At 40.9% G+C, this 26323-nt stretch carries 24 protein-coding genes; 7 read left to right on the top strand and 17 right to left on the bottom strand.

Annotated features, from left to right (window positions below; translation table 11 throughout):
* Nucleotides 1-73: 73 nt before the first annotated feature.
* From ybeY to AC3E9V_RS00150, 4 genes are read right to left on the bottom strand one after another with little or no spacing between them, the layout of a single operon-like run.
* The gene (gene ybeY, locus AC3E9V_RS00165; RefSeq protein ID WP_488751152.1) at nucleotides 74-499 is read right to left on the bottom strand and encodes an rRNA maturation RNase YbeY; all 426 of its coding nucleotides are present in this window, start codon (nucleotides 497-499) and stop codon (nucleotides 74-76) included.
* Nucleotides 499-900: an ATP-binding protein gene (locus AC3E9V_RS00160; protein ID WP_488751151.1), complete on the bottom strand. Its 402-nt coding sequence runs from the start codon at nucleotides 898-900 to the stop codon at nucleotides 499-501. Before AC3E9V_RS00160 ends, ybeY begins: the two co-directional genes overlap by 1 nt.
* Nucleotides 900-4214 carry a DUF4175 family protein gene (locus tag AC3E9V_RS00155; RefSeq protein WP_488751150.1) on the bottom strand — a complete coding sequence of 1105 codons (3315 nt, stop codon included), beginning with the start codon at nucleotides 4212-4214 and terminating at the stop codon, nucleotides 900-902. The genes AC3E9V_RS00160 and AC3E9V_RS00155 overlap by 1 nt, the downstream gene beginning before the upstream one ends.
* Nucleotides 4215-4246: 32 nt before the next feature.
* Complete coding sequence (locus AC3E9V_RS00150; protein WP_488753685.1) at nucleotides 4247-4606, bottom strand: hypothetical protein; 360 nt, start codon at nucleotides 4604-4606, stop codon at nucleotides 4247-4249.
* 30 nt (nucleotides 4607-4636) lie between these two features.
* Here AC3E9V_RS00150 and AC3E9V_RS00145 point away from each other — a divergent pair, with 30 nt between their 5' ends.
* On the top strand, nucleotides 4637-5338 hold the full coding sequence (locus AC3E9V_RS00145) for a ComF family protein (protein WP_488751149.1): 702 nt from the start codon (nucleotides 4637-4639) through the stop codon (nucleotides 5336-5338).
* 173 nt (nucleotides 5339-5511) lie between these two features.
* On the opposite strand, the gene gldJ is transcribed toward AC3E9V_RS00145, so the two are convergent.
* Together gldJ and mfd are read right to left on the bottom strand one after the other, a co-directional pair.
* Nucleotides 5512-6840 carry a gliding motility lipoprotein GldJ gene (gldJ, locus tag AC3E9V_RS00140; RefSeq protein ID WP_488751148.1) on the bottom strand — a complete coding sequence of 443 codons (1329 nt, stop codon included), beginning with the start codon at nucleotides 6838-6840 and terminating at the stop codon, nucleotides 5512-5514.
* Nucleotides 6841-7039: 199 nt separating this feature from the next.
* On the bottom strand, nucleotides 7040-10402 hold the full coding sequence (mfd, locus tag AC3E9V_RS00135) for a transcription-repair coupling factor (RefSeq protein ID WP_488751147.1): 3363 nt from the start codon (nucleotides 10400-10402) through the stop codon (nucleotides 7040-7042).
* Between the two features lie 793 nt (nucleotides 10403-11195).
* On the opposite strand from mfd, the gene AC3E9V_RS00130 reads away from it, so the two are divergent.
* Nucleotides 11196-11960 carry a S1/P1 nuclease gene (locus AC3E9V_RS00130; RefSeq protein ID WP_488751146.1) on the top strand — a complete coding sequence of 255 codons (765 nt, stop codon included), beginning with the start codon at nucleotides 11196-11198 and terminating at the stop codon, nucleotides 11958-11960.
* Here AC3E9V_RS00130 and AC3E9V_RS00125 read toward each other — a convergent pair whose 3' ends face one another.
* Nucleotides 11961-12419, bottom strand: a complete 459-nt coding sequence (locus tag AC3E9V_RS00125) for a tellurite resistance TerB family protein (RefSeq protein ID WP_488751145.1) — start codon at nucleotides 12417-12419, stop codon at nucleotides 11961-11963.
* A gap of 135 nt (nucleotides 12420-12554) precedes the next feature.
* Here AC3E9V_RS00125 and AC3E9V_RS00120 point away from each other — a divergent pair, with 135 nt between their 5' ends.
* Nucleotides 12555-14090: a DUF4301 family protein gene (locus AC3E9V_RS00120; protein WP_488751144.1), complete on the top strand. Its 1536-nt coding sequence runs from the start codon at nucleotides 12555-12557 to the stop codon at nucleotides 14088-14090.
* 134 nt (nucleotides 14091-14224) lie between these two features.
* Here AC3E9V_RS00120 and AC3E9V_RS00115 read toward each other — a convergent pair whose 3' ends face one another.
* Nucleotides 14225-15208, bottom strand: a complete 984-nt coding sequence (locus AC3E9V_RS00115; RefSeq protein WP_488751143.1) for a hypothetical protein — start codon at nucleotides 15206-15208, stop codon at nucleotides 14225-14227.
* 274 nt (nucleotides 15209-15482) lie between these two features.
* Between AC3E9V_RS00115 and AC3E9V_RS00110 the strand changes: the two genes are divergently transcribed.
* The 4 genes from AC3E9V_RS00110 to AC3E9V_RS00095 all read left to right on the top strand — a co-directional run bounded on the left by AC3E9V_RS00110 (nucleotide 15483) and on the right by AC3E9V_RS00095 (nucleotide 19790).
* Entirely contained in the window at nucleotides 15483-15878 is a 396-nt protein-coding gene (locus tag AC3E9V_RS00110) for a hypothetical protein (protein ID WP_488751142.1), read from the top strand.
* Nucleotides 15879-16156: 278 nt separating this feature from the next.
* Nucleotides 16157-17116, top strand: coding sequence for an HNH endonuclease (locus tag AC3E9V_RS00105; RefSeq protein ID WP_488751141.1), 960 nt, complete (start codon nucleotides 16157-16159; stop codon nucleotides 17114-17116).
* A gap of 119 nt (nucleotides 17117-17235) precedes the next feature.
* Nucleotides 17236-18270 carry a protein kinase domain-containing protein gene (locus AC3E9V_RS00100; RefSeq protein WP_488751140.1) on the top strand — a complete coding sequence of 345 codons (1035 nt, stop codon included), beginning with the start codon at nucleotides 17236-17238 and terminating at the stop codon, nucleotides 18268-18270.
* Complete coding sequence (locus tag AC3E9V_RS00095) at nucleotides 18270-19790, top strand: hypothetical protein (protein WP_488751139.1); 1521 nt, start codon at nucleotides 18270-18272, stop codon at nucleotides 19788-19790. Before AC3E9V_RS00100 ends, AC3E9V_RS00095 begins: the two co-directional genes overlap by 1 nt.
* Before the next feature lie 80 nt (nucleotides 19791-19870).
* Here the strand turns inward: AC3E9V_RS00095 and AC3E9V_RS00090 are convergent, their stop codons facing one another.
* The 9 genes from AC3E9V_RS00090 to AC3E9V_RS00050 all read right to left on the bottom strand — a co-directional run bounded on the left by AC3E9V_RS00090 (nucleotide 19871) and on the right by AC3E9V_RS00050 (nucleotide 26318).
* Nucleotides 19871-22324, bottom strand: a complete 2454-nt coding sequence (locus tag AC3E9V_RS00090; protein WP_488751138.1) for a P-loop NTPase fold protein — start codon at nucleotides 22322-22324, stop codon at nucleotides 19871-19873.
* A gap of 53 nt (nucleotides 22325-22377) precedes the next feature.
* The gene (locus tag AC3E9V_RS00085; RefSeq protein WP_488751137.1) at nucleotides 22378-22608 is read right to left on the bottom strand and encodes a hypothetical protein; all 231 of its coding nucleotides are present in this window, start codon (nucleotides 22606-22608) and stop codon (nucleotides 22378-22380) included.
* Nucleotides 22609-22643: 35 nt separating this feature from the next.
* Nucleotides 22644-23030, bottom strand: coding sequence for a hypothetical protein (locus AC3E9V_RS00080; RefSeq protein WP_488751136.1), 387 nt, complete (start codon nucleotides 23028-23030; stop codon nucleotides 22644-22646).
* Nucleotides 23002-23325 carry a DUF4236 domain-containing protein gene (locus AC3E9V_RS00075; RefSeq protein WP_488751135.1) on the bottom strand — a complete coding sequence of 108 codons (324 nt, stop codon included), beginning with the start codon at nucleotides 23323-23325 and terminating at the stop codon, nucleotides 23002-23004. The genes AC3E9V_RS00080 and AC3E9V_RS00075 overlap by 29 nt, the downstream gene beginning before the upstream one ends.
* Nucleotide 23326: 1 nt before the next feature.
* Nucleotides 23327-23674 (bottom strand): hypothetical protein, encoded by a 348-nt coding sequence (locus AC3E9V_RS00070; protein ID WP_488751134.1) that lies wholly within the window; start codon nucleotides 23672-23674, stop codon nucleotides 23327-23329.
* The gene (locus tag AC3E9V_RS00065) at nucleotides 23668-23979 is read right to left on the bottom strand and encodes a hypothetical protein (RefSeq protein WP_488751133.1); all 312 of its coding nucleotides are present in this window, start codon (nucleotides 23977-23979) and stop codon (nucleotides 23668-23670) included. The genes AC3E9V_RS00070 and AC3E9V_RS00065 overlap by 7 nt, the downstream gene beginning before the upstream one ends.
* A gap of 212 nt (nucleotides 23980-24191) precedes the next feature.
* Nucleotides 24192-25208 carry a hypothetical protein gene (locus AC3E9V_RS00060; protein ID WP_488751132.1) on the bottom strand — a complete coding sequence of 339 codons (1017 nt, stop codon included), beginning with the start codon at nucleotides 25206-25208 and terminating at the stop codon, nucleotides 24192-24194.
* Nucleotides 25205-25432 carry a hypothetical protein gene (locus AC3E9V_RS00055; protein ID WP_488751131.1) on the bottom strand — a complete coding sequence of 76 codons (228 nt, stop codon included), beginning with the start codon at nucleotides 25430-25432 and terminating at the stop codon, nucleotides 25205-25207. Before AC3E9V_RS00055 ends, AC3E9V_RS00060 begins: the two co-directional genes overlap by 4 nt.
* Before the next feature lie 169 nt (nucleotides 25433-25601).
* Nucleotides 25602-26318: an ATPase gene (locus tag AC3E9V_RS00050; RefSeq protein ID WP_488751130.1), complete on the bottom strand. Its 717-nt coding sequence runs from the start codon at nucleotides 26316-26318 to the stop codon at nucleotides 25602-25604.
* Between the last annotated feature and the right edge of the window lie 5 nt (nucleotides 26319-26323).

Here is a 26323-nt window from a genome sequence, read left to right as displayed (position 1 = left end):
TAGTGTAGATGTTCCACGTGGAACATTAGAAGATTGAACACGAAAAAGACTCCGGGTGTTCCACGTGGAACACTTAATTCAGCAAAGATAAGCAGGTGTCTTCTTTTTGCCGCATTAAGATTTTTTCATCGTCGGTCTTGTCCATATAACCCAGGAGGTGCAAAAGACCATGTATCATGACACGATTCAACTCATCTTCAAAAGCCACTTTCAATTCATTGGCATTTTCTGTAATGCGATCTATGCTTATAAAAATGTCTGAGGTGAGCACCCGGGGGGTTTCCGAATTATCGAAGGTGACAATATCCGTGTAGTAATCATGACTGAGATACTGTTGATTGATTTCCAGCAGGTAATCATCAGAGCAAAAGATGTAGTTAATCTCTTCAATTTCATAACCCTCTTTTTGGGCTATGTCTTGTAACCAGTGAATTATACGCTCTTCGTCACGAAGCTTAAAGGTGGTGCCTTCCTGAAAGAAGTTGATTTGGGGGTTCATCAGGAAAGGTAGAATGATAGCTCTACCGCTCGTCCTTCATCTTTAAAAGACACTTCATCGCAAAGGTGCTTCATTAGAAATATGCCTCTGCCTCCAGGTTTCTCAAGGTTTTCGGGAGAAGTGGGATCTGGTAAGTTATTGTAATCAAATCCGGTCCCTTCATCGGTTACGGTAAACTTCAGAACATTTTCGTTGAGATGCAGACGCAGATTTACGTTTTTGCTGCTGGCTTTTTTGTTGCCGTGTACTATGGCATTATTGACTGATTCAGTTACAGCAATCATGATGTTGCCATAGATATCATCATCCAGATGAAATCGTTCCTTGGCATTGTCAATAAAACTCTCTACGATTCGGATGTTTTCCGAAAGGGATGGGATCTGTATCTGTATTGTATCCATTATTTATCTTCTCCGCTTAAGCGTCTAAAATAATCGTTTACTTCTTTTTTATAAAAAGGATTTAAATCTAGTGGAATAGTTTTTAACAATTCTATTTCACTACGTTTTGCTTTTAAATATTCTTCAAATTCAGGAGGTACCTTACGGATATTTTCTTTCGCGGTTTCACCTTCCCGTTCAGGCGACTCTTTTTGCTCACGCATAGACTTCTCAGCTTCCAGCATGCGAGTCAAGATCTCCTGCTGCCGTTCTATCAGTTCTTCGGTTAGCCGCTTATTGACAAGGTCCACTTCATTTTCTTCCATCTTCTCAATGGCTTCTTTTAGACCATTCCCTCCCTGTCCATCTTTTCCTTCTTCTTCAGTACCCGGTTTTCCTGCCATTTTCTCCTGCATAGATTCCAACTGTCTCCTTATTTCTGCTTGTTCTGCTGCAAGGCGCGCCAGTTCTTCGGAGAGTTTACGTCCTGATTTTCCACTCTTTTTAAGTTCCTGTATCTGCTCACTTAGCTGCTTTTGAAGCTCACTCATGTCCGGGAGGGCACTTTCCTTTTGTCCTGCTTTTTGTGGTTGACCCATTGCTTCGGCCATAGCCATTTGCATTTGACCAAGCACATCATCCAAAAGCAACGCCAGATTATTCATAGAAGTCATGGCAAACTGCTGATGGCTGGTGGCTTTGCCTTTGTTGCGTTCGCGCAGCTGATTCATAGCTTTGTCCAGATTCGTATTGATCTCACCGATTTCCCGGGTAACAAAGTTGCTGATCTGCACTACCCGACTGGCCAGCGATAATAAACTATCCTCAATTACTTCACTGTTGTCGATAAGTTTGAGCTGATCCTGTGAAAGTTCGATAAATCGCGGGTCTACCTGCTGGACAGATTGAAAAGAATTAATGAGTTTTTCCTGCTCAAAAGACAACTTGATAAGATTATCCAAAATGTCTCTCAGCTGATCAATGTTCTCCTGCATAACCATCATCTCCATACTGCTTTGCATGGATTGCATGGATTGAGACATTTTTTTCATTTTTTGACCGGCATTTTGCTGTTGCTGACCAGCCTTTTGTAAATCGTTTTTCTTAAGGTTTTCAGGTATTTCATCCAGTTTTTCCTGTATCTCCTGCTCCTCTTTGTTGAAATCCTCGAAAGGTTGTGGGTTTTTTAGCTCCTGGTTGAGTTGCTCGGACTCATTGATGTCTTTTTTTACATCTTCAAACTCCTCGTTAATCTTTTTCTGCTCTTCTTCCAGCTGCTGTCGTTCCTCTTCAGAACCCCCTTCTCTGTCCTGTTTTTTTGTTTCATCTGCCAGTTCTTCCTGCTTTTGGGAGAGCTCATCAAGTTTTTGCGAGGTTTGCTCCAACTTGGTTTCAAATTTTAAGCGATTGAATAATTCTTTCATTCGCTCCAACTCCTTCTCGAGGTTTCGTTCCTTATTCTTTACGTTGGAAAGCTTGTCAAGCACCTGGTCAGAACCGGCCTTTTCTTTCAGAAGTTTTTTCAGTTCTTCATAGAGCTTTTTTGTCTCGTCATCCAGGCTTTCGTCTATGAGTTCCTGCAGCTTTTCGGATTTTTTACGGAGATCTTCACTTTGCTTGCCAAATTCCTTTTGGCTTCTCATAAGCTCTTTGTGTTTTTCTTTTAGCTCTTCGATAGACTCCTGTAGCTCTTTTTTATCTTTAATGACATCCTCCAGGAGCTTCTCGTCCTGCCAGCTAAGCTCCTTTTTGTTTTTCAGCCGGTCTTCCAGTTCCTGCAGTTTTTCATTAAGGCTCTCGGATTTTTTCTCAGCCTCATCAAACTGCGATTGCGTTTTGTTTCCGGCATTTTCTACGAGTTGCTCCAGCTCTTTTTCATCAGGGATCCTGAAATGAAATGTTTGAGATCTGGATTCTTTGAACCGGTTGATCGCATCATTATCAGTCACACTCACATACAATTCTATTCCGGAACTTTGGCCACTAAGCGAGTCCAACTCCATCTGGTAAAAAAACTGCTGGTTGTTTTGCTTAGGATCAAAACCAATATTTATGGGTGAAAACTCTCCGGATCGATTGATCCTATAAAATAGCAGTAGTTTTCTGAAACCATAATCATCGGCAATATTCCCGGAAACAAGTACGGAGTTATAAGTAATAGTGTCAGGCAGAAACTCTACCTCAAGCTCAGGATAGTGATCCTCGATTACTGAAATCTCATAGGCAATCCTTGATTTATTTCTGGCGTGCTCATTTTCCAGCCCAATCTCATAGTTGAATGCTTTTCTTGCTTGTCGGGTGAAAGTAAATTGTTGATCATCATTTTTCGTAAAAGCCTCCTTTTTATCCTCGATATGAAAATCTACCTGATCAGCCTGTGAAGTATTAAGTGTCCAGGTAAGTGTGGTTCCTTCAGGTACAATGAGGCTTCCGGTATTGTTTACTTCCTTATCATTGAGGCGGGTGTAGCCTGGATAATCCAGGTTTACTTTAAAATTCAGGATTTCAGGTCGCTCGTAAACTGTGATGAGATACTTTGCAGATCTAAACCCTGCAGCTTCCAACTGAAAATCTTTATTCTCAGAAATGGACGGATAGAGAAACTTATAAGTTCCGTTTCCAGAGCTGGTAAGCCTTATCCGCCTGTTATTATCCAGGAGAAATACATTCTCAGGAAGGTACTCCCCATCTATTTGTATATTTAGTTCAAATGACTCATTCTTGAAGGCAGTGAGATCTTCAGACACAATGAATTCAAAGGGAGCCGGTCGTTCAAATTCTTTGTTGAACTGAAGGATCCTGCTTGAGCCATCAGAAAGAAATCCCGGACTGATAAATGAAACCAGCGTAAAGAAGAAAAGAACAGCTAGAAAAATGTAGGTGTATTTCAGGTTTACTTTGAGATTAACGGCTTTCTGAAATGGAATGATCCTGAGTTCATCTGTCTTTTGAAGAAGCGCTGCATTGACCAGTGATTTTTCAGTGCGGTTGAGTTTTTCCAGCTGTAAATAATTCAGTAGTTTGTCACTCACTTCAGGAAAATGTTTCCCCACTTCTCTTGCCGCTTCTTCATTAGAGATGCCTTTTCGCAGACGAAACAGCCCGGAAACAGGCATTATAACGCCCCATACGAGCGCCAGAAGGAGCGTCCCCGATAGAATCCCCAGGAAGCTCATTCTCACGGCCTGTCCTAGCCAGAAAAAACCCTCTAAAGTGCTGAATATCAATAATATAGACCCAAAAAGTATGCCTGATAAAAGTATGCCTCTAATGAGCTTATTCAGGTAAAATTTCCTTTTGAAGGCTTCAATATTTGTTTTTACGCTATCAGACATACTCAATAATACGAAATTATCACCCAATATGATTAGGCATTTATACCAAGTTCTTTTTCAAAGTATTCCAGGACATGGATCTTCAATAGTTTTTCCTGCTCTAACAAATCAAAATGTGGCAGCTCTTTGACCATTTTCCAATGAGGCCATCCTCCATCATCTACCCCTTCCAGTTCATAAAACCCGGAATAGGAAAGTACTTTACAGATGGCAATATGCATAAGATCCTGTTTTTCTTCCTTAGAGAAAACTTTAGCGCCATGACCTAATTCCTGAACACCAATCAAAAACAAAACCGCATTCAGGTCTTTTGGTTTCTTACCCAGGTTTTCTCCTACTCTGTTCAGCACCGAGTGCCATTTTCGCTCTATATCCAGGTCCTTTTTATACACCATTTAATTCTCCTTAGTATATTGTAACGTATGAAAGTAGTGCCTGTAGTCAAAGAATTATTTGAAGACTTCTTCTCTCTCATATTTCCAAAAATATGCATTCATTGTGGAACTCCGCTGGTATCCCAGGAAGAACATCTATGTATTGCATGCAGACTGGATCTTCCCAAGACAAATTATCACTTACTGGAAGCTAATCCTCTGGAAGATAAGTTAGTTTACGAATCAAAAGTTCGGCGTGCTGCTGCTTACCTACATTTTCATAAACGAGGACTGGCTCAATCGATCATTCACCACCTGAAATACAAAGACTACCCGGAGGTGGGCGAATTGATTGGTAAATGGTACGGTGAGGAATTGAAAGGAGCCGGCTGGCCCGTAGATTTCATAGTGCCTGTGCCGCTGCATAAATCCAAATTCAAAAAGAGAGGGTACAATCAGAGTGAATGTTTTGCCGATGGTCTTTCTGAATCTTTGGGAATTCCGGTTCGACCGGACCTGGCTATACGAAAAGTCAGAACCAATACACAAACCCGGAAATCGAAAATTCAACGATTGGAAAATGTCAGGTCGATCTATAAGCTAAATTTTCCGGAAGAATTTGAAGGAAAGAATGTTCTCATCGTAGATGATGTGATTACGACTGGTGCTACCATTGGAGAATTAGCAATGCTGATCGCAAAGGCTAATCCTAAGGGCATTTACGTTGTGGTAATTGCAGCAGGTCAGTAATTACTTTTATGAATGGAAATGGATCAAGCGGAAGGGCGAGTACACTTTGGAAGTTGGGTTAAGATTAATCCTGCAGAAATATTGCGTGACCAAACTGAAACCCCTCTCTAAATGAAAAAAGCTACCAACCGTAAGGCTGATAGCTTTTGTATTATTTGAAAAACAGGTTCTGATCAATAATTGGTACCTGCCCGGATCATGGCACATCTGAAACCTACGGTAGATGTGGCCGAGTCTTCAAACAGATATCTTCTTGTTCCCGGGGATAGCCAGTAGGCAACATCTGCCCAGGAACCTCCTTTATATACCCGCAATCTTCTCATAGGAGGATTGTCCGGGTTGTAGGTTTTCTGAAGACCTGTGTTTTGTACCCACTCTTCTTCAGTATATTCTCTTTCGTTACCAATGAAGTTAAAAGTAGCATCGTATCCGCTTTCAGGATCGAGCTTTCCATCTCTGCGAACAGGGTTCATGTCCTGTACATCCTGGTGAGACAAAGGTCTGTATACATCCTGCACCCACTCGTTTACGTTTCCGGCCATGTTGTAAAGTCCAAAATCATTTGGAGGGTAGTCGTAAACATAAGTCGGGATCATTGCTCCGTCATTTAGCTTACCAGCAATACCGGCGTAGTCTCCTCTGCCTCTCTTAAAGTTGGCCAGGAAGTATCCCATGCTTTTTCCGTATGGGTTACGCAGTGAGTGACCATCCCATGGGTAAAGTCTTCTATGTGTCTGGTTTTCATCTAACCACTGAGTACCGATCAAAGCCTGAGCTGCGTATTCCCATTCTGCTTCGGTAGGCAGACGATAGTTTGGAAGTACCACACCTGATTCGAGTGGAATTCGAGGGAAGCTCGGAGCAGCTCCTCCGGACTCTTCAGCTCCTGCAAAATCGTCTCCGCCACTTGAAGCATAGGCCAGCTCATCGTAGAGACCAGCATCTTCAGCAAGCTTAATGTTTACTACACGAGTTCTCCACTTGCAGTAATTTACAGCCTGTCTCCAGTTAACCCCTACTACAGGGAAATACCGGAAACCGGGATATCTGTAATAGTGATCTACATAAGGATCGTTGTAAGCAAGATCTCTTGACCAGACAGTTGTGTCGGGAAGGTTGTTTTTCCAAAAGTATTCATCTGAGTCCTGACGGATATAAAATTCATACTCCAGCCAGTTGATGTTGGCAACTTCAGTTTCATCCATGTAGAACGATGCTACTGTAACTGCACGCTCGAGGTGATCGTTTGAATTGAGGACATCTTCTTCGAATGTACCTAGTACTGTTCGTCCACCCTCGATAAACACAAGGTTGGGACCTTCCGGCTGACCTCTGAATTCATTTACCTGAAAACCACCTTCTTCGTTAAATTCCAGTCCGGTAGCGTTACTGTACTTGCCCGGATTTGAGCTCGTAGGAGTTGTAGAACCACAAGCTCCTAAAATAATGACCATTGACAGCATTGAAGCAGAGCTTATGGCCGCATTCACAATTTTTTTCATAACCTGTTTTCTTTAATTGAAACGCTCCAAAATACTAATAAACACAAATATTTCAAAAATAGCCACATCTGGCAATGATTTGAAACGCTTTATACCTATTAAAAGAGGAAAATTACAAAAATATTGTGTAAAACCAGCTATTTTTCGACGAGCACACAGGGTGTTTCTCATAATGCCTCTTTTCAGCTGGGTTAAACCATCAGGTTGATACGCTTTCCAATGTCATATCACCCAGCACATCCAGGGCCTCGTTGATCGTTAACACTTCGGCTACACTGATGATCAGCTTTTTGCGGTGCTCTCTGATCTTGCAACGTTTTGGCCGGGACTGTACAAACTGGAGCAGGTTGCCAAAAAGGTCAGACTGAAAATAGCTTTCTTCCCGGGATTCAGAAACATAACACTTCAGTGTTTCATTTTTAATCATCACCTTCTCAAAACCGAGATTTATAGCCTTCCATCGTACTCTGACGGAAGTAATGAGGTTTTCTACGGAATCCGGTAATGGGCCAAACCGGTCTTTTATGCCCTCTACAAATTTTCGGAGTTCGTCTTCTTTTTGGATGTTATCCAGCTGTGAGTACAAGCTTAACCGCTCGGAAATATTTGACACGTAAGTTTCCGGGATGAGGATCTCAAGGTCTGTCTCAATAGTGCAATCTTCCTGAAGCTGCTGCAGGTTTTCTTTGGAAGCCAGGTCATTTTCAAAAAGGTCCTTAAATTCGGTTTCCTTTAGTTCCCCCACAGCCTCATCGAGGATTTTATGATACACCTCAAACCCCATATCATTGATAAAACCGCTCTGCTCACTTCCCAGAAGATTACCTGCTCCGCGAATGTCCAGGTCACGCATGGCTACCTTGAAGCCATCACCTAAATCCGAAAACTCTTCCAAAGTGATCAACCGCTTCCGTGCATCTGATGAAAGCACCGAAGTAGGTGGGGTAAGCAGGTAGCAGTAAGCCTTGGTGTTTGACCGGCCCACTCTTCCACGCATCTGGTGTAGATCTGAAAGACCAAACATATGAGCCCGGTTTATAATAATCGTGTTGGCATTGGGAATGTCCAGTCCGGATTCAATGATGTTAGTGGAGACCAGCACATCATACTCGCCTTCTATGAATTTGAGCATTACTTTCTCCAGCTGCTTGCCTTCCATCTGGCCATGGGCAATACCTATTTTTGCATCCGGCACCATTTTAAACACAATGTTTCCAATGCTTTCGATATCGCTTACCCTGTTGTGTACGAAAAAGACCTGTCCGCCCCTGCGTATCTCATGACTGACGGCATCACGGATGATCTCTTCATTGAACTCGAAAATTTCAGTCGTTACGGGTCTGCGGTTTGGTGGCGGAGTAGAAATGATGGACAGATCCCGTGCCCCCATCAATGAAAAATGGAGCGTTCGGGGGATCGGTGTGGCGGTAAGGGTAAGTGCGTCCACATTGACCCGCATTTCCTTGAGTCGCTCTTTGACCTTTACGCCAAATTTTTGCTCCTCATCTATGATCATCAGCCCAAGGTCTCTGAACACTATATCTTTATTTACAATCCGGTGAGTCCCGATCAGGATGTCAATCTTACCTTCTTTGACTTCTTTTTTGATCCGGGTAATATCTTTAGTGGATTTGAACCGGTTTATGTAGTCAACGGAAATCGGAAAATCCTTTAACCGCTCTGAAAAAGTGTGGAAATGCTGCATAGCCAGGATTGTGGTAGGCACGAGTACCGCTGCCTGCTTACCGGAATTTACAGCTTTGAATGCAGCACGAATAGCTACCTCTGTTTTTCCAAACCCAACATCTCCGCAGACCAACCGGTCCATCGGGTGAGCCTGTTCCATGTCTTTTTTCACATCTGCGGTAGCAAGTGCCTGGTCCGGAGTGTCCTGATACAAAAAAGAAGACTCCAGCTCGGCCTGCAGGTAGTCGTCTTTTGGATAAGCAAAACCGGGAGCAGCTTTTCTTTTAGCATAGAGGTCTATGAGGTCCTTAGCTATATCTTTGACTTTACGCTTGACCTTTTTCTTCTTGTTTTCCCAGTCCTGTGTCCCCAGCTTGTTGATGGATGGAGGTGCACTTTCCTTGCTGGAGTATTTGGAGATCTTATGTAGCGAGTGGATACTGACATAAAGCAGATCATCATCGCGATAGATCACTCGTAGAGCTTCCTGCTTATTGCCGCCTACGTCTACCGTGTCCAGGCCAGCAAATCGCCCCACTCCATAATCGATATGCACTACGTAATCACCAGGCTGAAGGGTTTTCAACTCGCGAAGAGTAAGGGACTTTGATTTGGAAAACTTCTCCTTTGTTTTATACCGGTGAAAGCGGTCAAAGATCTGGTGATCGGTATAGCAGATAAACTGATGGTAGTCATCAACAAACCCTTCGCGAAATGAGGCGCTTACTCCCTGGAATTTTAGCTCGTGATTGATCTCATCAAAAATGGTTTCCAGCCGCTCGATCTGCTTAAACGATTCAGCTGTGATGATGCATTGATAATTTTTACCCTGATACTGGAAAAGGTCATCCGCCAGCAGCTGAAAATTTTTATGAAAATGTGGCTGTGGCTTTACGGATAGATTAAACTCATCGTCAGGTTTTAAGTAGAAGCGATTTCCAAATTCTATGCGTGTGTATTCATTCAGAAGTTTGTCAAATGATTTTTCCGAATCAAACAGGTCCTCTGGTTTGAACACAACCTGAGTTCCGCTGGACTTTACAATATCACTAAAGGACTCATTGGCTTTATTGAAACCCTTTTCGATCAGGTCCAATGTTTCCCTGTAATCCTTCAGCCAGATCAGGGAATCTTCCGGAAGAAATTCAAAAAATGACTGACGTTGCTCTTTGAGCAATTTTGTCTGTACATTCGGGATGAGTGTTACTTCATCAAGCGATTTATTGGAAAGCTGACTTTCCGGGTCAAACTCCCGTATGCTTTCCACCTCGTCACCAAAAAGGTCTAGCCTGTATGGGTAATCATGCGCGAAAGAAAAAATGTCAATGATCCCACCACGCACGCTAAACTGACCAGCTTCGTAAACAAAATCACTTTTCTCAAAGTCATAGCTGTTTAGCATTTCGATGAGAAAGTCTATATCCAGCTTTTCACCTACCGAAACACGGAAAGTATTCTCGCTGAGAGATCTTTTGTTGATCACTTTTTCATAAAGCGCATCAGGATAGGTGATGATCTGAAAGTTCCTTTTGGCTCTGCTGTTAATCTGGTTTAGTACTTCGGCACGCTGCAGGATGTTTGCGTTTTCAGTTTCTTCAAACTGGTAAGGCTTTTTATAAGAGCTCGGGAAAAGCAACAATTCTTCTTCCGGGAGAAAGTTTCTCAGATCATTGAGAAAATAAGCAGCTTCCTCTTTGTCGTGGAGAATGTAAATGTTGGTTTTACTGGTATTTTTTGAAACACTGGCCGCGAGCAATGAATCATAGCTTCCTGCCATTCCCTTGATTCGGATGGTTTTATTTTTGACAACCGAATCAGCCACCCCTTTGATAAGCTCACTTTCCGAATAAAATGCTAAAATATCGCTTGCTTCCACTATCCCTGATTTTCTAAGGCTGCAAAAATAGCAAGTAAAAACACAAAGGAAGACCTAAACTTTCCAATCATGGTTTTGGCATGATAAATGTGGGATTATTATTTGAAATGAAGTTTCAGACTTGCTTTATAATAATTATAACACTTTAGGAGTTACTTCATAAGAAAGGAAAAACTCCTGAATGTTGAACAAAAAAACAAGTAGATTATTTTAAGATTTTTTTGAAACTTTTTTAGATGAAAATTAGTATATAAGACTGAAAGGCAACAATAAAAAAAATTAATTACGTTTTATAAACGCTTTCTTTTTAGGTTAGGTTGGTGATTAAGGCGCTCGCATCTTCTGCGGCGCCTTTTCTTTTTTGTTATCTATTCTTACTCGTCATATATCGGATCAAGCAAACGCCTGCCATCTGGCGCACAACAGTTTTTGCATTATTGAATGTTCCCAACAATTTTCACACAAAAACAAATTTGCTTATAAACATTCCCCTACACCCCTTTTTCTAAAGGGGAATATTGGTGTTTTTGTGTGAAAACCTCTTATAACGCCAGGGTCATTTTTTTGCAAAACTGTCGTATACCCCTGCCATCCCTCCACTCACAAGGTGCCCACGCCGATCGTGCCTGCCTGTCGACAAATGCAGGGAACACCCTCAGCACTGCATATGAATTCGATTTTCTTCCAAATAGTATTTTTCCTAAGTGGTCCACAACTTTTTTGGATTTATCCCATATATCTGCATTGAAATCTCTTTATCGCTAAATTAGCTGATAGATCAAAAGTTTAACTCATGAAGAAATACCTCCTTTCCCTTCTGATATTTTGCATTGCTTTTCAAGCCTTATCCTGGGGTAAAACAGGTCATCGTGTCATAGGCCTGGTAGCGGAGCAGCATCTTTCCAAAAAAGCCAGAAAAAATATTGAGAAGGTCCTGGGCTCATTAACATTGGCGGAGGTAAGTAACTATATGGATTTAATTCGTTCGGATGATAAGTATGATCATATGGGGCCCTGGCATTATTGTACCATTCCGGATGGTATGACCTACGAGGAAGCCGGCACACCTGAGGAAGGAGACGTAATAGTTACCATCAACCGGCTGGTCAATGAATTAAAATCAAAGAAGTTTACCAACGAAGATGAAGCCTTTGCTTTAAAGTGTCTTGTGCACCTTGTTGGAGATATTCACCAACCATTACATGTTGGTAATGGTGAAGACCGTGGAGGGAATGATGTCAAAGTGTCGTATTTCTGGGAAAACTCCAATCTTCATCGTGTTTGGGATAGTGGGATCATAGATGGTCAGCAGTACAGCTATACAGAATACACAGACCGGATCAATCATCCGTCTGCTCAGCAAATAGAAGAATGGCAGTCCGATTCGGTTTTGGACTGGGCTTACGAATCCATGAGCTACCGGGATCAGGTTTATGATCTGCCGGAAGACAAAAAGATCGCTTACGAATATGACTATAAAAACTTAAGTCTGGTCAATAAGCGCCTGCTACAGGCCGGCATCAGGCTTGCAGGTATTCTAAATGAGATTTATGGGTAACTAAAGGATGGTTAAGCGAAGATTGTTGGCTGCTTCTTCCAGGCTTACCAGCGCTTCTATGGCAAGAACCACTTCCGAGCTTACTTTGAGAATCCGGGCTGCTTCATGCACCTGCTCCTTTTCTTCCAAAGCATAATCGCCATCTGCCGAACTCATCCTTATGGCATCATAGATCAGCAGCTTATTAAAGCTTGCTAAAGCTGAAGAATTAAAAGAGACAAAAACGTCTTCCAGATCTGAGGACTCGTAATCATACTCCTCCCAGTCTGCCAGTATTTCTTCATCTACGCCTACTTCCCTGGCCATATCTATGGTCAGCCACTCCAGCTCCGGGTCAGAGACTATTCCGTCGGAACCAGCTATAGTTAAAAGTGCATACCCGTATTCGCGCCACTTATCTTTTGGCACCATGGTGATCCCGTAGAACTGGGGTGAAATATTAGTCAAATCAGAATTCATAGGCTTTGAACTTAAACCCTTCAAATTAATCACTATTATTGAAAGAGAAAAGTACCTTTTATTAACTTAACAACGCACACAATTTGCGAGTTTTATTATATCCAACATCAATTTTAAATCGAAAAAACCTAAAATATGTTCAATGACTCAGATTTAAAGCAAATTTCGGATCACCAATTAAGTGTCGAAGCAATAAATAAACAAATAGAAAAATTTAAATCAGGCTTTCCGCCAACAGTCCTCCGGGACGCTGCAACTGAAGGCAATGGTATCCTAAAGTTGAGCGAAAAGGAATCAGAGCAAATGATCCAACACTACGAAACCAACCTGGGAGATTTTGAGATTGTGAAATTTGTCCCGGCTTCCGGAGCTGCCACGCGAATGTTTAAAGCGCTTTTTGCTTTTTTGCTGGAGTATGATGGGAGTCCGGAAGCATATGAAAAGATGAAAGCAGATCAGGATTCCGGGTCGGTTTTCACATTCTTCAGGGAAATTGAGCGATTTGCTTTTTATGAGGATCTGAAAGCAAAATACAAAGAAGTAACCGGAAGCAGTATGGAAGAGGACCAGGTAAAAAGAAAATACGGAAAGATCCTGGAAGTTTTGTTAAATGAAGAAGGTCTGGATTATGGCAATCTGCCAAAAGGTCTTTTGAAATTTCACAAATATCACGACGATGCACGAACGCCTGTAGAAGAGCATATGGTAGAGGGAGCGCAATATGCAAAAGATTCAAAAGGGAATGTGAAAATTCATTTCACAGTGTCTCCGGACCATCAAAAGAAATTCGAAAAGCATGTCAGCCAGGTAAAAGGAAAATATGAGGCGGATTTTTCCGTGGATATACAGGTGACTTACAGTATACAAAAGCCTGCTACGGATACCATTGCTGTGGATATGAATAATGAGCCTTTCCGAAACGAAGATAACTCGATCCTTTTTCGACCGGCAGGACATGGTGCATTGCTCGAAAATCTTAATGATATCAATGCAGATATTGTCTTTCTGAAAAACATCGATAACGTGGTTCCGGATAAGCTCAAAGGTGAAACGATCAAATACAAAAAAGTCATCGCGGGGATTTTACTGGATTATCAGGAAAGGATTGTTGCTGCGCTGAAGGACCTGGATGAAGGCGTAGGAATAGAAAATGCTAAATCCTTACTTAAGGAGCTGGGCTACAAGCCTGGTCCGGAAATAGAAGGCATGTCGGATCCAGCCAAAGTTGACTTTTTGAAAACAAAGCTTCATCGTCCGCTACGGGTTTGTGGAATGGTGAAAAGTGATGGAGATCCCGGAGGAGGGCCTTTTTGGGTCAGAGGAAATGACGGGTCGGTTTCTCTTCAGGTAGTGGAGACTGCCCAGATTGACCTGAAAGATGAAAAACAAAAGGAAATCTTTTCGAGAGCGACTCATTTCAATCCGGTAGATGTAGTATGTATGCTGAAGGATCACGAAGGAAAAAAATACGACCTCCTGAAACACAGGGATATGGATACGGGATTTATCACTCAAAAGTCCAAAGATGGCCAAGACCTGAAAGCCCAGGAATTACCTGGTCTTTGGAACGGAAGCATGGCCGACTGGAATACGGTTTTTGTAGAAGTGCCTGCAATCACATTCAATCCTGTAAAATCAGTGAATGACCTGCTGAAGAAAGAGCATCAGTAAAACGACTCTCCGAGTCGATCTGCTACCAATCCATCCGATTAGGGGCTTCATTACTTTTAGCTAGTGAAATCAGTAACCGATCTGGTGAAGAAGGAGTATAAATGGAGCGACTCGGAGAGTCGTTTTACATGACTTTATCTGGAAAACGAAGTGATTATCCCAAACTTAATGGCCGGGTATGTCCGGCCATTGACCTGGTAAGTCGGGTATGACAATGCTGTTTCTATCCGCACATTTACCGTGGAGTTTCTGTTGATCAGATATCCGGCACCACCAAAAATACCAATGCCACCTTCAATATCGTTGATTTCCGGATATTCTCTTTTAAGTCGCAGGAACCCGTATTCCATTCCGCCTTTCAGGTACCAGGTCAGGCGTTTTCTGCTTAGTGGGTAAATCACCCCAAGGTTAAAGTTACCGGCATGAAATTTTTTGCTGGTTTCATCCTCTTCATCAGTGAACCAGCTTGAGGTCGGATAGAATTCGAAGTTCATATTGAAAATGACTGTGGTAGCATCGTAGGAATAGGAAGCGCCAAAGCCCGATAAGGTGTTTTCCGATAGCAGGTATGAACCACCGATCATCACCCCAACGAAATGATTGACCCTGATCTGCAATAGTTCCACACCCTGCTGCTCGTAATTGGTCACCTCATCAATCTCAATATCATTTTTTGCTCGGTTGTTAGTCATGAATGTGCGGCCAAGGCGTGAGAGCAAGGGATCCAGATCTTCTGAGTTAGCCCCTTTGATCACATCGGTCCACACTTTGTCCAGATTATTGGTCTCGTACATACTCAGAGAGATGACAAAGCTTCCCTGCAGGTTGTGAATTTCTCCCAGCAAAAGATAGTCCGCACCTGATGCTACTGCTTTTTGCCTTGATTGATCCAGCGCTTCTTTTTGGTAATATGATTCATCGGACTTTTCGGGTAGCAGAATGGTAAAGTCATGCGCATTTTCAATGTATGCTTTCAACAGCTTGGAGGCAGAATACTGGAGTCCGCCATCTTTTTCTACATTGATCAGCTCGAAATAGGGAAAGTACACTTTCTTCTGTGCGTGGACATGAAAGACCTGCAGAAAGATTAGCAATAGAATAAAGTACTTGATTTTCATTGGGCTATTGGCGGTATGCCATTGGTGATATCAGGAAAGACCCGCAAAAAAAAGAAATGGTTTGAAGCCATCTCTCCTGCTGGCGGTGACCAATGCTCTTATCGTTAAGGAATGTCATCTCTGCCATAGGCATGTCTGTCGGCAGACGTGAGGAGAGAGCTTCCTCCAAAAGCAGTTTTGGTTAAGCGGTGGATTGCAGCCCATTCCGTGGATGGCAATGAGTCTCCCCCGCTGGCGGGGGTTGGGGGTGGATTAGTTGGATTCACCGCACTATATGGGACATATCACCAATTTCTGCTACTCAGGTTTTAGTCTGGGAGTCCGCATGCCGCATCATGTAGAAGACCACAAAAACGCAAAACCGAAGAATCTCCCCCGCTGGCGGGGGTTGGGGGTGGTAAGAAATAACCATCTGCTGCCGAGAAATAAGGAAGTGCTCCCGGGAAATAAGGAAGTGCTGATGAGAAATGATCATCTGCTGGTAAGAAATAACCATCTGCTCTCAGGAAATAAGGAAATGCTGGTGAGAAATAAAGAAGTTCTGGTGAGAAATGACCATCTGCTGGTAAGAAATAACCATCTGCTCTCAGGAAATAAGGAAATGCTGCTAAGAAATGATGAAGTGTTGCCGGGAAATGATCGTCTGCTCCAAATGGCAGATAAGTTATGAGGTGGTAATCCTGCTCCGGTTTTACAGGCTTCATTCTTAATCCTAACAAGAGTCGACCCTTAAGGGGCTTAGTCCTGCCTGTTCTTTACACCTTTACGGATAGTCCTGGCTGAGCTTGTCGGTTTTTCCAGGGCTTATTTCGGAACACTTCGGAGAACGGGGAGCCTTAGTGGCTACAGGGTAGAATGAGCATAAGTGAGGCGATATGTTTGGTGGAAAGAATGGAGTTTGCCTGACAAAGCACTTTATATATATTGTATTGTAGTTATGTTTATCCCTTGAATCTGGAGCGCTACATATCATTCAAGCAAGGCCAAAACAAACATTTAGGCAAAGCACCTCACAAACCTATCCTTGTCTTAGCCCTGATAGATGCTATTGATAAGGGTCTGATTAGAAATAATCAATTCCCGATCTCTCCGGACCTGGTGAGTCTATTCCGAGGCATGTGGAGCAGGTTTGTAAAGACTGCTCATACACCAAATTTTGCTCTGCCATTCTTTCATCTGAAAAACGAGAACTCCAACATATGGAGCCTTCATACGCTGAAGGGCTTTGAAAATGTTTTGACGGCTTCCGGGTCCGTGAAGAGTTTATCATCCCTAAATGAATATGTACTCTATGGTCAACTAGCCGAGGAGTTTTACCAGTTTTTACAAATGAAAGTCAACCGGGAATTGGCTAAGGCTCGCATTATAGAGAGGTACTTTCCGGATGCGAAAGGCGAAAAGTTTAAGGCTTCCTACGATTACCTGGGGGAAATAGAGCACCAAATTTTGCATGATGATCCGGTAGAATACCGCAAACGCATCCAAAAGCTGGAAAATGAACCGAAGGAGTTTTTGGAGGAGGAGGTGTTCTTGCGAGAAGGTGCTTTCAAAAGACAGATCCCATTGCTTTACAACCACACGTGTGCCATTAGCGGACTGAAAGTAGACACGACTTTAAATGCTTCCATGATCGATGCGTGCCATGTGGTCCCCTGGGCGGAGAGTCATGACGATACCGTAACCAATGGGATCTCGCTTTGCCCGAATCTGCATCGCGCTTTTGACAGGGGATTGGTATCCATAGATAGTAACTACAGAGTGCTACTTTCTGATCAGTTTGTGGAAAGCAACTCCCCGCTAAACCTTACTCAGTTCAGAAACCAAAAACTGATCTTACCAAATGATGATCGCTTTAAACCTTCCCAAGAAAATCTGGATTGGCATAGGGTGAAGTGGGGTTTTGGGTGAGGGGTGGGTTAGTTCACACATCGTAGATACACGTCAAAGAAGAGAAGTAATACTCCGAAAAAATATAAATTAGCCTAACTTGAGATATTTGATAAATACATATAATTGATTACTAAGAAATGTCTGTAGCCGCTCAAAAAATTCTTAACACGGAACTAAGTAATGGATGGAAAATCGTCAAAAAAATCACTAGATCACCAAACGCATCTGGAGGTACCTTCTCTGTTTCGTATATAGCTTCCAATGGGAATCAAAAAGGTTTTCTTAAAGCAATTGATTTTAGTACAGCACTTCAATCTGATAATCTTCTTGAGGAATTACAAGTACTAACAGACTCAGTGAAGTTTGAAGCTGATGTTCTTGAACTTTGTAGGAGATTCAAGATGAAGCACGTTGTTAACATAATAGATCACGGTACAATAAGACTCGAAAACGAACAAATTCCAGTACCATATTTCATTTTTGAGAAGGCTGAAGGGGATATTAGAACTGAATTAGATTTTTCAGTTTTTGACACGTATCAATATTTAACCGTATTACATAATGTAGCAAATGGGCTTTTAAAACTTCATCAGAAAGGGATAAGCCATCAAGACCTTAAGCCATCAAATATCCTAATCTTTGAACAGTATTTACACAAAATAACAGACTTTGGTAGATCTAACTCGGTTGAGATTGAATCACCCTTTGATGAATGGTTATTTTCAGGAGATTGGAACTACGCTCCTACAGAAAAGTTCTTTGGCTTATCTTATGAAGACTGGCATTACAGAAACCAATCTGTTGACTTCTATCAATTGGGATCCCTTGCTGTGTTCTTATTTACACAATTGACGATAAATGTAATTTTGAATCATTATTTGCCTAGGGAATTTAAATTAGATAACCCCCAAAAGCCAACGTTTGATGAAGCACTACCTTTTTTGCAGGAAGCATTTAAAAAAGGGATTGATCATTTTCAGAATATCGTAAGTGACAATTACAATTCGGATCTTGCTGAAGATCTGGCACTTCTAGTAACTTATCTTTGCAACCCTGATCCAATTTTGAGAGGAAATCCAAAATATATTAGAAAACCTAATCCTCTTAACCTTGAATTTTTTGTATCAAAGTTTAATTCTATAAGAATAAGGCAATCTATTTTGAAGACTTAATGAATAGTTTCAAGAAAGAAGATAGACTAGTAATCCCTCGTTGGAGAGACTACAAGGGGACAATTACTTCTGGCAATCACCTTCCGACTGTTACAGTTGAAAGACATACAATTGATTTCGAAAATCTAGAAATCTCTAAGAGAAATTGGGAATCTGAAAAATCTCTTCCATTTGCAATAGAATATGCAACTAGATTGAAAACTGCAGGTAAAGACTTAGATAAGAAATTAGAGCATTTCATACTATCTCAGAAGAAACCCCATTTAAATGGATTTAAAGATATTATTCTAAAAAAAGAAGATTTTAAGTCATCAGAAAGTACAGTGAATCTGCACGAAGGCTCTCACATCCTAAGGGAACAAATTGGAAAAAAAATCGCCTTTCTTAAATCTTCAATAAAAAAATATGGACATAATCCGATAGCTTGGCTGCAATTATCAAGATGGTACCTAATTCTTGGTCAGTTTAGGAAAGCAGAATTAGCATTAAGGGTGGCCATTAATCTAGCTCCACATAATAAGTTTATCGTGAGATCTGCAGCTAGATATCATATTCATAATGAAGACTTTGACTATGCCTATTCAATAGTTAAAGATTCGGGGCTGATAAAATATGATCCTTGGATTTTATCAACAGAAATAGCCGTTAAAACATTGATGAATAAAAACTCTAATTTCGTAAAACATGGTCTTAGCTTGATTCAGTCAAATAACTTCTCAAATTTTAATCTATGTGAATTGCGGAGTACCATTGGTACATTGGAAGCAAATAATGGTAAAGTTAAAAATGCCAGAAAGCTTCTTAATTTATCTCTAATTGATCCAAATGAAAATGTTGTTGCGCAAGCAGAGTGGTTGTCTAATAAGATCAATTTTGAGGTTGATGCCCAGGATTTTCAAGTCCCTAATAATTACGAAGCTCTAACATATAAGTGGATCGATGAGAATAAACCACAGAAAAGTTTCGAGTGTGCAATTCTATGGTTTTTAGACCAGCCATTTGCCAGTGGTCCGATCACAATGGCATCATATCTGGCTGAGTCTTTATTAGATGACTTTGAACAAGCCGTGAAAATCTGTGAAATAGGATTATGTTCAAATCCAGATGATGTTACAATAATAAATAATTACTGTTTCGCTTTGGCACAATTAGGGGACGTTGATACAGCGGAAAGATTTCATAAGAAAATTAATTATAATGGTTTAGAAAACGAAAAGAAAATTTACCATAATGCTACAAGAGGTTTAATCGAATTCAGAAAAAACAACCTCTTAATGGGAGAAAAATATTATGTTAAAGCAATTGAATTGGCAAATAAGTTAAATCTAATAGGGTTAGAAGTTAAGGCTAAAGTTCATTTTTTGAGAGAAAAAAGCAGAGTTCAGAAATTAGATGAATGGGAATACTCCATGGTTTCAGAATTAAAAGAGATGGTTAACGATTTTGATAATAAAAGTGATAGTGTTTTGATTAAAAAGCTTTTAAATGAAATCCTTAATTCTAAGATGAGTTTGTTCTAATTGAAGTACTAATCCTCACTAAACGTGAGGGATAAGTGGGGTTTGGGTGAGGATATCAAACTACCATCAAAAGGGCTTTATCAATAAGCCACAACCATTTCAAGAACACACAATATATCCTCCTTCAACTCTGCAGTTAAATTCTGATATCTTTGTAACAAAGTCCATCTATTATAGTCCTTGTGAAGTTTAGGAAATGGATCATTTTGTTCAATTGACACATAAGTTTCCCTGTCAATAGATTCATTCAACAATGACCTTACATTCTTCTCAATTAAATCTGAATTAGTTAGGAAAACAATAAGATCAATGATTAACTCTATATCGTTTTTATTTCCCCATCTTTGGTTCCCCTTCAGCTTTTTAATAAAATTTTTTGCCAAAATATATCGAAAGTAAAAGATTCGAATACTTCTAGGGGTTGCTTTATGTAGATCCTTGATTCCTTCTTCAAGTAATGTTTGCTCAAAATTTTCAATTTCTTCTTGGAAGTATATTTCTTCCTCTGAAGACTTTGTCTTATCAACACCTTCATTTATCTCCTTATCAGGCATGCGCTGTGCTCTGGCTACCTCTTCATTTCCTTTATCCATTCTTTCTACTTCGGCATTTTCTTTAGGCTCCTCCAAAGTATCTTCAAACAATCTAACTTTCTCTGTAATTGATTCTTGAATCCCTCTGACTCTTTCAGAAGTTAGAGAGCGAAAAATCTCTGTCCTTTCATCGGTGGTTAGAGTATTTAAGTGTAAGCTGGATATGAAAAGTTTATCCATATATTCTGTTATTAGGTTATTGATGTTAGAATCCGCATCCTTGTTATTCATCAATTTCTGGTATTTGAGCCTTATAGCTCTCCTAAGTATCCTTTGATCAATAGCAGCAACCACTATAACCTTTTTTGAAATTTCGTCATCCTCCAGCATTACTCTAAGGGAATCAACCACTTGTATAATTCGTTCTTCTCCACATCGGTCGATATCGTCTACAAAAAGAACTATCTTTTTTTGCTCTTCTGCCTGTTTTTCAAGGGGAATCCAAGCTCTTAGCAGTGTCTTGAGTTCTTTCTGAATTTCAGCTTGTATACCCAATAACTTAGTGTAGGTTAGTCTTGAAGTGTATTTTTTTAGAACCGATTTTGCTGAGGATGAATACTTCTTGTATTCACTAGCTAAACTTGGAATTGCTGCTACGAAAGGGGCAAAATACAATAGGTTAGACCCTCTAAACACGGGAAAAAATAAAGACCACAATAGATTCATTATTATAACTACAATTCCAGTCCAAAAAAGCCAATAAGACCATTTATTTGATCTATGGTAATTAAGTCGAATAATTCGCCATAGTTTTCTAATGGATTTCTCACCATAGTAAGTTTCAGCAAATGACTCATATAGGTAACCCCATGCCGCAGAAGTGTCCTGGTATTTCCACGAATGAAAATCTATGCGGTAATGATTCCCTCCCTTTTCTAATTCATTCCAAATAAGGTCGAAAAGAAAAGTTTTACCTCTACCCCATTGACCAAAAAGGCCAAGCATCATGCCCTTTTCTGGCTTTAGCTTTTTTATTATTTCGGAGAATTCAACCGCTAATTCTTTCGCGCCGATCACAGGTTCAGTAGCTTCAGCAATTTTTATAGAACCTATTTTAATTCTCAAGTTTCTATAATCTTCTTCATGCTCTTCTTCCTCTTTGAGCTCATCTTTATCATATTCAGATTTTAAATCTCCTGACCCCCGATTCAAAATTTTGTCCCTTATTCGTAGAGTATTTCGCAGTCTTTTCTTAAACTCACCTTTAGTGATACGAATTTCTTTTAATCCAAACTCATCAACAAAATCTTCCAGGAGATCAATATATTCATCAAGAAAGTCTCTGGCTTTTTCAAAAGCATTCTCATAACCAAGGGCAATTCGATATTTATTTTCACTTAGAACCTCGAATTTATCTTTAAAGTCACTACCTAGGTATTGTTTGATTCTACTATAGAAAGAAAGTAATCGATTATCTTTTTCATCTCTAAAAATTACTTCAAAGCTTACTCCTATTTCATTTTGATCACTAGGCCAAAAAACTAGACCAACACTTCTTGTAGACCTATTTCCAGCCCAAGCTTTGTAAAGACCTACAAAAGCATAACTTTCCGTTCCTTGAAACCAATATCCTTCATTTAGTCTATTGTTTGTATTTCTTTCCCTTAGCCAAAATGTGAATTCAGGGTTGTTTTTTCGATAATTTAAGAGAAAATTAAGGGTTTGATCATGAAGTCTATTTGGAGGTTTGTTTAAGTATCCCTCCCTGTTTTCAACAATTTCTTTTAAACTTAATTTGCCGATGTGGCACTCGTTAGAACAATAGAAGCATCCGTTTACTTGTTCATACTGCTTTTTTGCTTCCTTGACCGCATCTTGACAATTAAAAAACTCACCTAAATAAAGTCTGCTCTCTGAATTAGGTAGATATGAACAACCCTCCTTATGCACCTCATGGTTACCATCAAGTAGGGCATTCTTATTAAGATAGTATTTTGCCATATTACTCATTACCCATGTTGCCAGAATATTCCGCTAGCGTTTTTTTGTCATAGTTATTCCTGCTGCTCCTTATCATAGAGAGCCGCTTTCCGAATAGTCTCTTCGTCCAACTTACCGCTTTTATAACCAGATAGATCTTCACCTTTTCCTAACAAAGCCCTTATGTCTTTAAGAAGCCGGATCACTTCATCAATTCTCAACATCCATGCTCCTATTAATCTCATTAAAAGGATGAATCCAATAGTGAAGACAATTGAAATAATAATTATTACGCCTAGTTCCATATTTTATCTTTTTTTATTTCCAGTTTTAGGTCCTTTCACTCATGCTGCCAGCACTTCCCACTGGCGCTTTTAGTCATTCGTTTGCAGCGGGTGCCTTTTTGAGTAGTGGCACTACACCGCTGGGAGGTAGCGTAACGCACTTCGGTATCGGAGGTGCTTGTCTTCGTTTTGCTAACGGTCGTCCCGGGCTTGCAAACCAGGCAGGCCTCGTAGCCTTTGCGCTGGGCTTCTCCTATCTGGATCTTGATCTGTGAGTACTTCAGGTAGCGGCAGGTTTCCAGGTGGTACTTGCTCCCGGTTTTGGTCACATAGACTGAGGTAGTGTCGCTCTTCGTTGCCTGCTGAGCATATCCGGCAAATACCAGCAGGTACAGCAGCAGGAAAAACCCGGCTCTATTCCGGGGATTGATCAGGTTCTTCATGGGCGGTTAATTTGGTGTACATGAATTTAACCAAAAAAATTAAGAGCAACGCTACATTGTAAATGATAATAGCCGCCAGGTACACTACACCCACCGTTAACATGATCAAAAGCCCTTCTTTGCTCTTCCCCCAGCTGGAGCGAAAGGTAAGTCCCGGGATGCCAGTCCTGATGGAAAATCCTCGCGAACCCACTGAACCATGCCTGTTCCGGTAGCTTGAAGAAACACCCGACTTACTCACATTCAATCCCAGGCCTTTGCCCAGATTGATCCGTTTTTGATAGCGCAATCCCATATCACTTGCATTTACATCCTTCTCCCACCACCCACTTGCAGCAGGCTGATTCGCATTCGGCTTTCCGCTTGTTAGAGCACCCGCAGTTGGCGGTAGTAGGGCAGCCGGTACCTCCACTTCCCGTATCACCTCCTGAGTTTCTGAAATGATCCTCACAGGCCTCACCGTCATTGTCTGCATCCAGATCGTTACGACACTCCGGATATGCATTGAAATCCGCCTGAGCCTCAGCTTGTGAGGAATAGTCGGCGCAGTTGGTGTCGATGCAGGTTTCCCCAACGGGATCTGAGCATGAGAACGCAAACAAGAAAAGCAGAAAATAGAAGTTGTAGAACTTTACGGTTAACATTCCAAAGCTTCAACAACCGTCCAAAAAACATTTGTGTCTCCCGGCAACCTAAATTCAACAATTCCTTTTAGTATATGGGTATCAACAATGTATACTTTGACATTCTTTTTCATACTGAAAACCACCTTTGCATCAAGTAAACGTTGAAGTGCCACATAGTCTTTATCTATAAGGTACTGTGTAGCATCATCAAGATACTCCTCACTAATTGCTCCTAGGTATCCCTCTTTTGTGTAACAAGGAGGAGTCAACTCGCCACTTTTAAGATCGATAAAGAGGAATATCAAAAAGCTGAAAAAAAGCATTTTTGTACATAGATTGATCATCGTATTGCTTTATTTGTCTGCCCTTACTAAAATCCAGGTAGCGGGATGTCCACCATCTCTACTACAGGGAGGAAAAGTCTCACCTTTAGCAATTGGTATCTCATTAGAAGGGTGAATTGAACATTTGTAAATTCCCCCTTGTTGACATTTTTCTCCAGTTTTTGCCATGATTATATCGTTTTAGTTATCAATCAATTTTTCAAATAAGGCACTTTGTAAGTGCGGACTTTGGGAACGGTGATCGTTCGCTCGGCATATTCCTGTTCGTGAACGATGGCTACTACTTCCAGGGATGTATTAATTCCATGGGTATAATCCGTATTTTTGAACCCGATATAATAAACCTTTCCTGCTCCAAATGCGATTTCTGACACTCCGGATTTAATGTTCTCGCGACTACCTACAGTGAAGTATTTGAATGCATTTCCGTCTTCAAAAAGCCTGCTATTATCATGATCCAATAAATAGACGTCACAGTAATCTGAGCCAGGAGGTTGAGAGATCATATTTACACCAAAAGCTAAAGTTCCAGTTTGATCAATCAGGGCCGTTAACTTGCTTGCCAGGCTAAAGGTCTGCCTGACTTTGGCAATGTCTTCCTCATTCCTGGAGGCAGAAAATGTATAGTACCACTTTTCAGTATTAGGTGGGATGGAAACAGGTACGGTGATCCTAGCTTTCCCACCTTTAAAGTCCTCGTTGGATTTACTATTGACATAGTTTTCAGTAAAAGGAAGGATCGTTTGAGTAATGTATTCATCCCGGACGAGGTAGGTCTCGATTTCATCTACATAAGTGGTATCGTGCCGGGTCTCCCAGTAGACGGTAGTGTTGAAGTTGGTGGTTTCTTCAGATGTTGGTGTACGCTCGATCTTATAGGTACAGATCCGGCCTCCAAGCGCTCCATTACTGAAACGAAACTGGTAAATGCCGTCTTTAGGGATGGTCAGCGATTTGTTGATTTTGCTTTTCTTAAACTCGATGTAGCGGGAAGTGCCTGGGTATTCAATCAGTTCGATCTCTTTGATGTCCTTGCCCTTCTGTTCGCGAAGCGTGAAGTTTACCTGATCGCCAGCCGCAAAACCAAAGTATAGATGCTCCTCAGATAAACCTGAGACTTTAAACGAACCATCCGCAACGGTGATGGGTGTCTGCGGTAAAGCAACCAGGGAACAAAAGATCATTATGGCGGTGATTAGAGGTTTCATTTAAGTTTTTTGAAGTAATTCTTCCCGACGTACTTATTTATATATGCATTCAAGCCATCTCCAGTCTTAGCAAGCTGTTTCATCTTATTTAAATGTATTACTCCAGGTTTGATGTGATTATACATATATGCTCCTCCCTTTTTGAAGTAAACAACGATAGAAGAGGGGCCAATATCAAAACCAGATATTCCGGAATCTCCATCGGAATCCTTATAAATTTCCATTTGGTGTTAGTGAATGATTCAACATTCTCAAGATGAGATGAATGTTTCATGTCAGGATAATCCCTTTTCCCAACCAGCGGAATTATCTTCCGAACAGGCCTGAGGTAGTGGTCAGACGGCTATATGCCGCAATGAAAAAAGCCGTCAGACCACTAAAATTTAGATCGAGTTAACCCTTGATGTCAAGATATTTTACAATCCAGTACGGTAGGTCGTCTGTGTGGTAGGTGAGTTGTTTGCCCTCAAAGATTTCTAATAAAAGCCTCGGCTTTTTCCTGGAATTATCCCAAATAAATGTGCGGTAGGTTTTCCTAACAGCATCTTTAAGCAGAGAAAGACACTTATAATACCGGTCCTCTACTTTTTCTTCACTCACTGCATGACCTCCCTGCCTCACACGGAGGTTCACCCTGTCTAGATTAATCTTTGGAGAACTAGTACAGATAAAATATAGGTAGTTTTTGTAGCCGCTTTCTCTCGAAATATCCATAAGCTGCAGCTTTGAAGGGTGCGACATAACAGTCTCAAATGTCAATTTTCTTCTTCTGTTTATCAGTTCCAGCCTGAGAAACTCAGCCAGTAATGCTGCTTCATATGAATAAGTCGTGCTTTCAGGAGTAGTGATATAGTTCGAACTATAATCTAATTCAATTTTAAAACCTAAATCCCTGGCTTTTTCAAGTAAAGTGCTCTTAGCCAGATAATCTTTAAAAGCTGAAGAATCAAGTCTGTCAATCCCAAATTGAGCTAAATTCAACCGGCTGGTCTGAATGAGTTCTTGCTCAATCAGGTCAGGATTTATATAGGTTCCTATATCGTAACTTTTATCAATCCTGTTAAAAATGGTACTCTTACCAGACCCATTTGGTCCGGCAAAAATTCGCATCCTTC

It is taken from the genome of Marinoscillum sp. HNIBRBA16962, from assembly GCF_057801515.1.
Note: the sequence above shows the minus strand (reverse complement) of the source record. Positions and strands in the feature narration are given on the sequence as shown.

Coding starts and splice junctions, on each gene's coding strand:
- gldJ (WP_488751148.1), bottom strand. CDS start 6,840: ATGAAAAAAATTGTGAATGCGGCCATAAGCTCTGCTTCAATGCTGTCA.
- AC3E9V_RS00090 (WP_488751138.1), bottom strand. CDS start 22,324: ATGGCAAAATACTATCTTAATAAGAATGCCCTACTTGATGGTAACCAT.
- AC3E9V_RS00125 (WP_488751145.1), bottom strand. CDS start 12,419: ATGAATTCTGATTTGACTAATATTTCACCCCAGTTCTACGGGATCACC.
- ybeY (WP_488751152.1), bottom strand. CDS start 499: ATGAACCCCCAAATCAACTTCTTTCAGGAAGGCACCACCTTTAAGCTT.
- AC3E9V_RS00145 (WP_488751149.1), top strand. CDS start 4,637: ATGAAAGTAGTGCCTGTAGTCAAAGAATTATTTGAAGACTTCTTCTCT.
- AC3E9V_RS00080 (WP_488751136.1), bottom strand. CDS start 23,030: ATGAAGAACCTGATCAATCCCCGGAATAGAGCCGGGTTTTTCCTGCTG.
- AC3E9V_RS00070 (WP_488751134.1), bottom strand. CDS start 23,674: ATGTTAACCGTAAAGTTCTACAACTTCTATTTTCTGCTTTTCTTGTTT.
- AC3E9V_RS00130 (WP_488751146.1), top strand. CDS start 11,196: ATGAAGAAATACCTCCTTTCCCTTCTGATATTTTGCATTGCTTTTCAA.
- AC3E9V_RS00050 (WP_488751130.1), bottom strand. CDS start 26,318: ATGCGAATTTTTGCCGGACCAAATGGGTCTGGTAAGAGTACCATTTTT.
- AC3E9V_RS00055 (WP_488751131.1), bottom strand. CDS start 25,432: ATGGAAATTTATAAGGATTCCGATGGAGATTCCGGAATATCTGGTTTT.
- AC3E9V_RS00115 (WP_488751143.1), bottom strand. CDS start 15,208: ATGAAAATCAAGTACTTTATTCTATTGCTAATCTTTCTGCAGGTCTTT.
- AC3E9V_RS00065 (WP_488751133.1), bottom strand. CDS start 23,979: ATGCTTTTTTTCAGCTTTTTGATATTCCTCTTTATCGATCTTAAAAGT.
- AC3E9V_RS00075 (WP_488751135.1), bottom strand. CDS start 23,325: ATGGGATTGCGCTATCAAAAACGGATCAATCTGGGCAAAGGCCTGGGA.
- AC3E9V_RS00060 (WP_488751132.1), bottom strand. CDS start 25,208: ATGAAACCTCTAATCACCGCCATAATGATCTTTTGTTCCCTGGTTGCT.
- AC3E9V_RS00110 (WP_488751142.1), top strand. CDS start 15,483: ATGGGACATATCACCAATTTCTGCTACTCAGGTTTTAGTCTGGGAGTC.
- AC3E9V_RS00085 (WP_488751137.1), bottom strand. CDS start 22,608: ATGGAACTAGGCGTAATAATTATTATTTCAATTGTCTTCACTATTGGA.
- AC3E9V_RS00100 (WP_488751140.1), top strand. CDS start 17,236: ATGTCTGTAGCCGCTCAAAAAATTCTTAACACGGAACTAAGTAATGGA.
- AC3E9V_RS00095 (WP_488751139.1), top strand. CDS start 18,270: ATGAATAGTTTCAAGAAAGAAGATAGACTAGTAATCCCTCGTTGGAGA.
- AC3E9V_RS00155 (WP_488751150.1), bottom strand. CDS start 4,214: ATGTCTGATAGCGTAAAAACAAATATTGAAGCCTTCAAAAGGAAATTT.
- AC3E9V_RS00120 (WP_488751144.1), top strand. CDS start 12,555: ATGTTCAATGACTCAGATTTAAAGCAAATTTCGGATCACCAATTAAGT.
- AC3E9V_RS00160 (WP_488751151.1), bottom strand. CDS start 900: ATGGATACAATACAGATACAGATCCCATCCCTTTCGGAAAACATCCGA.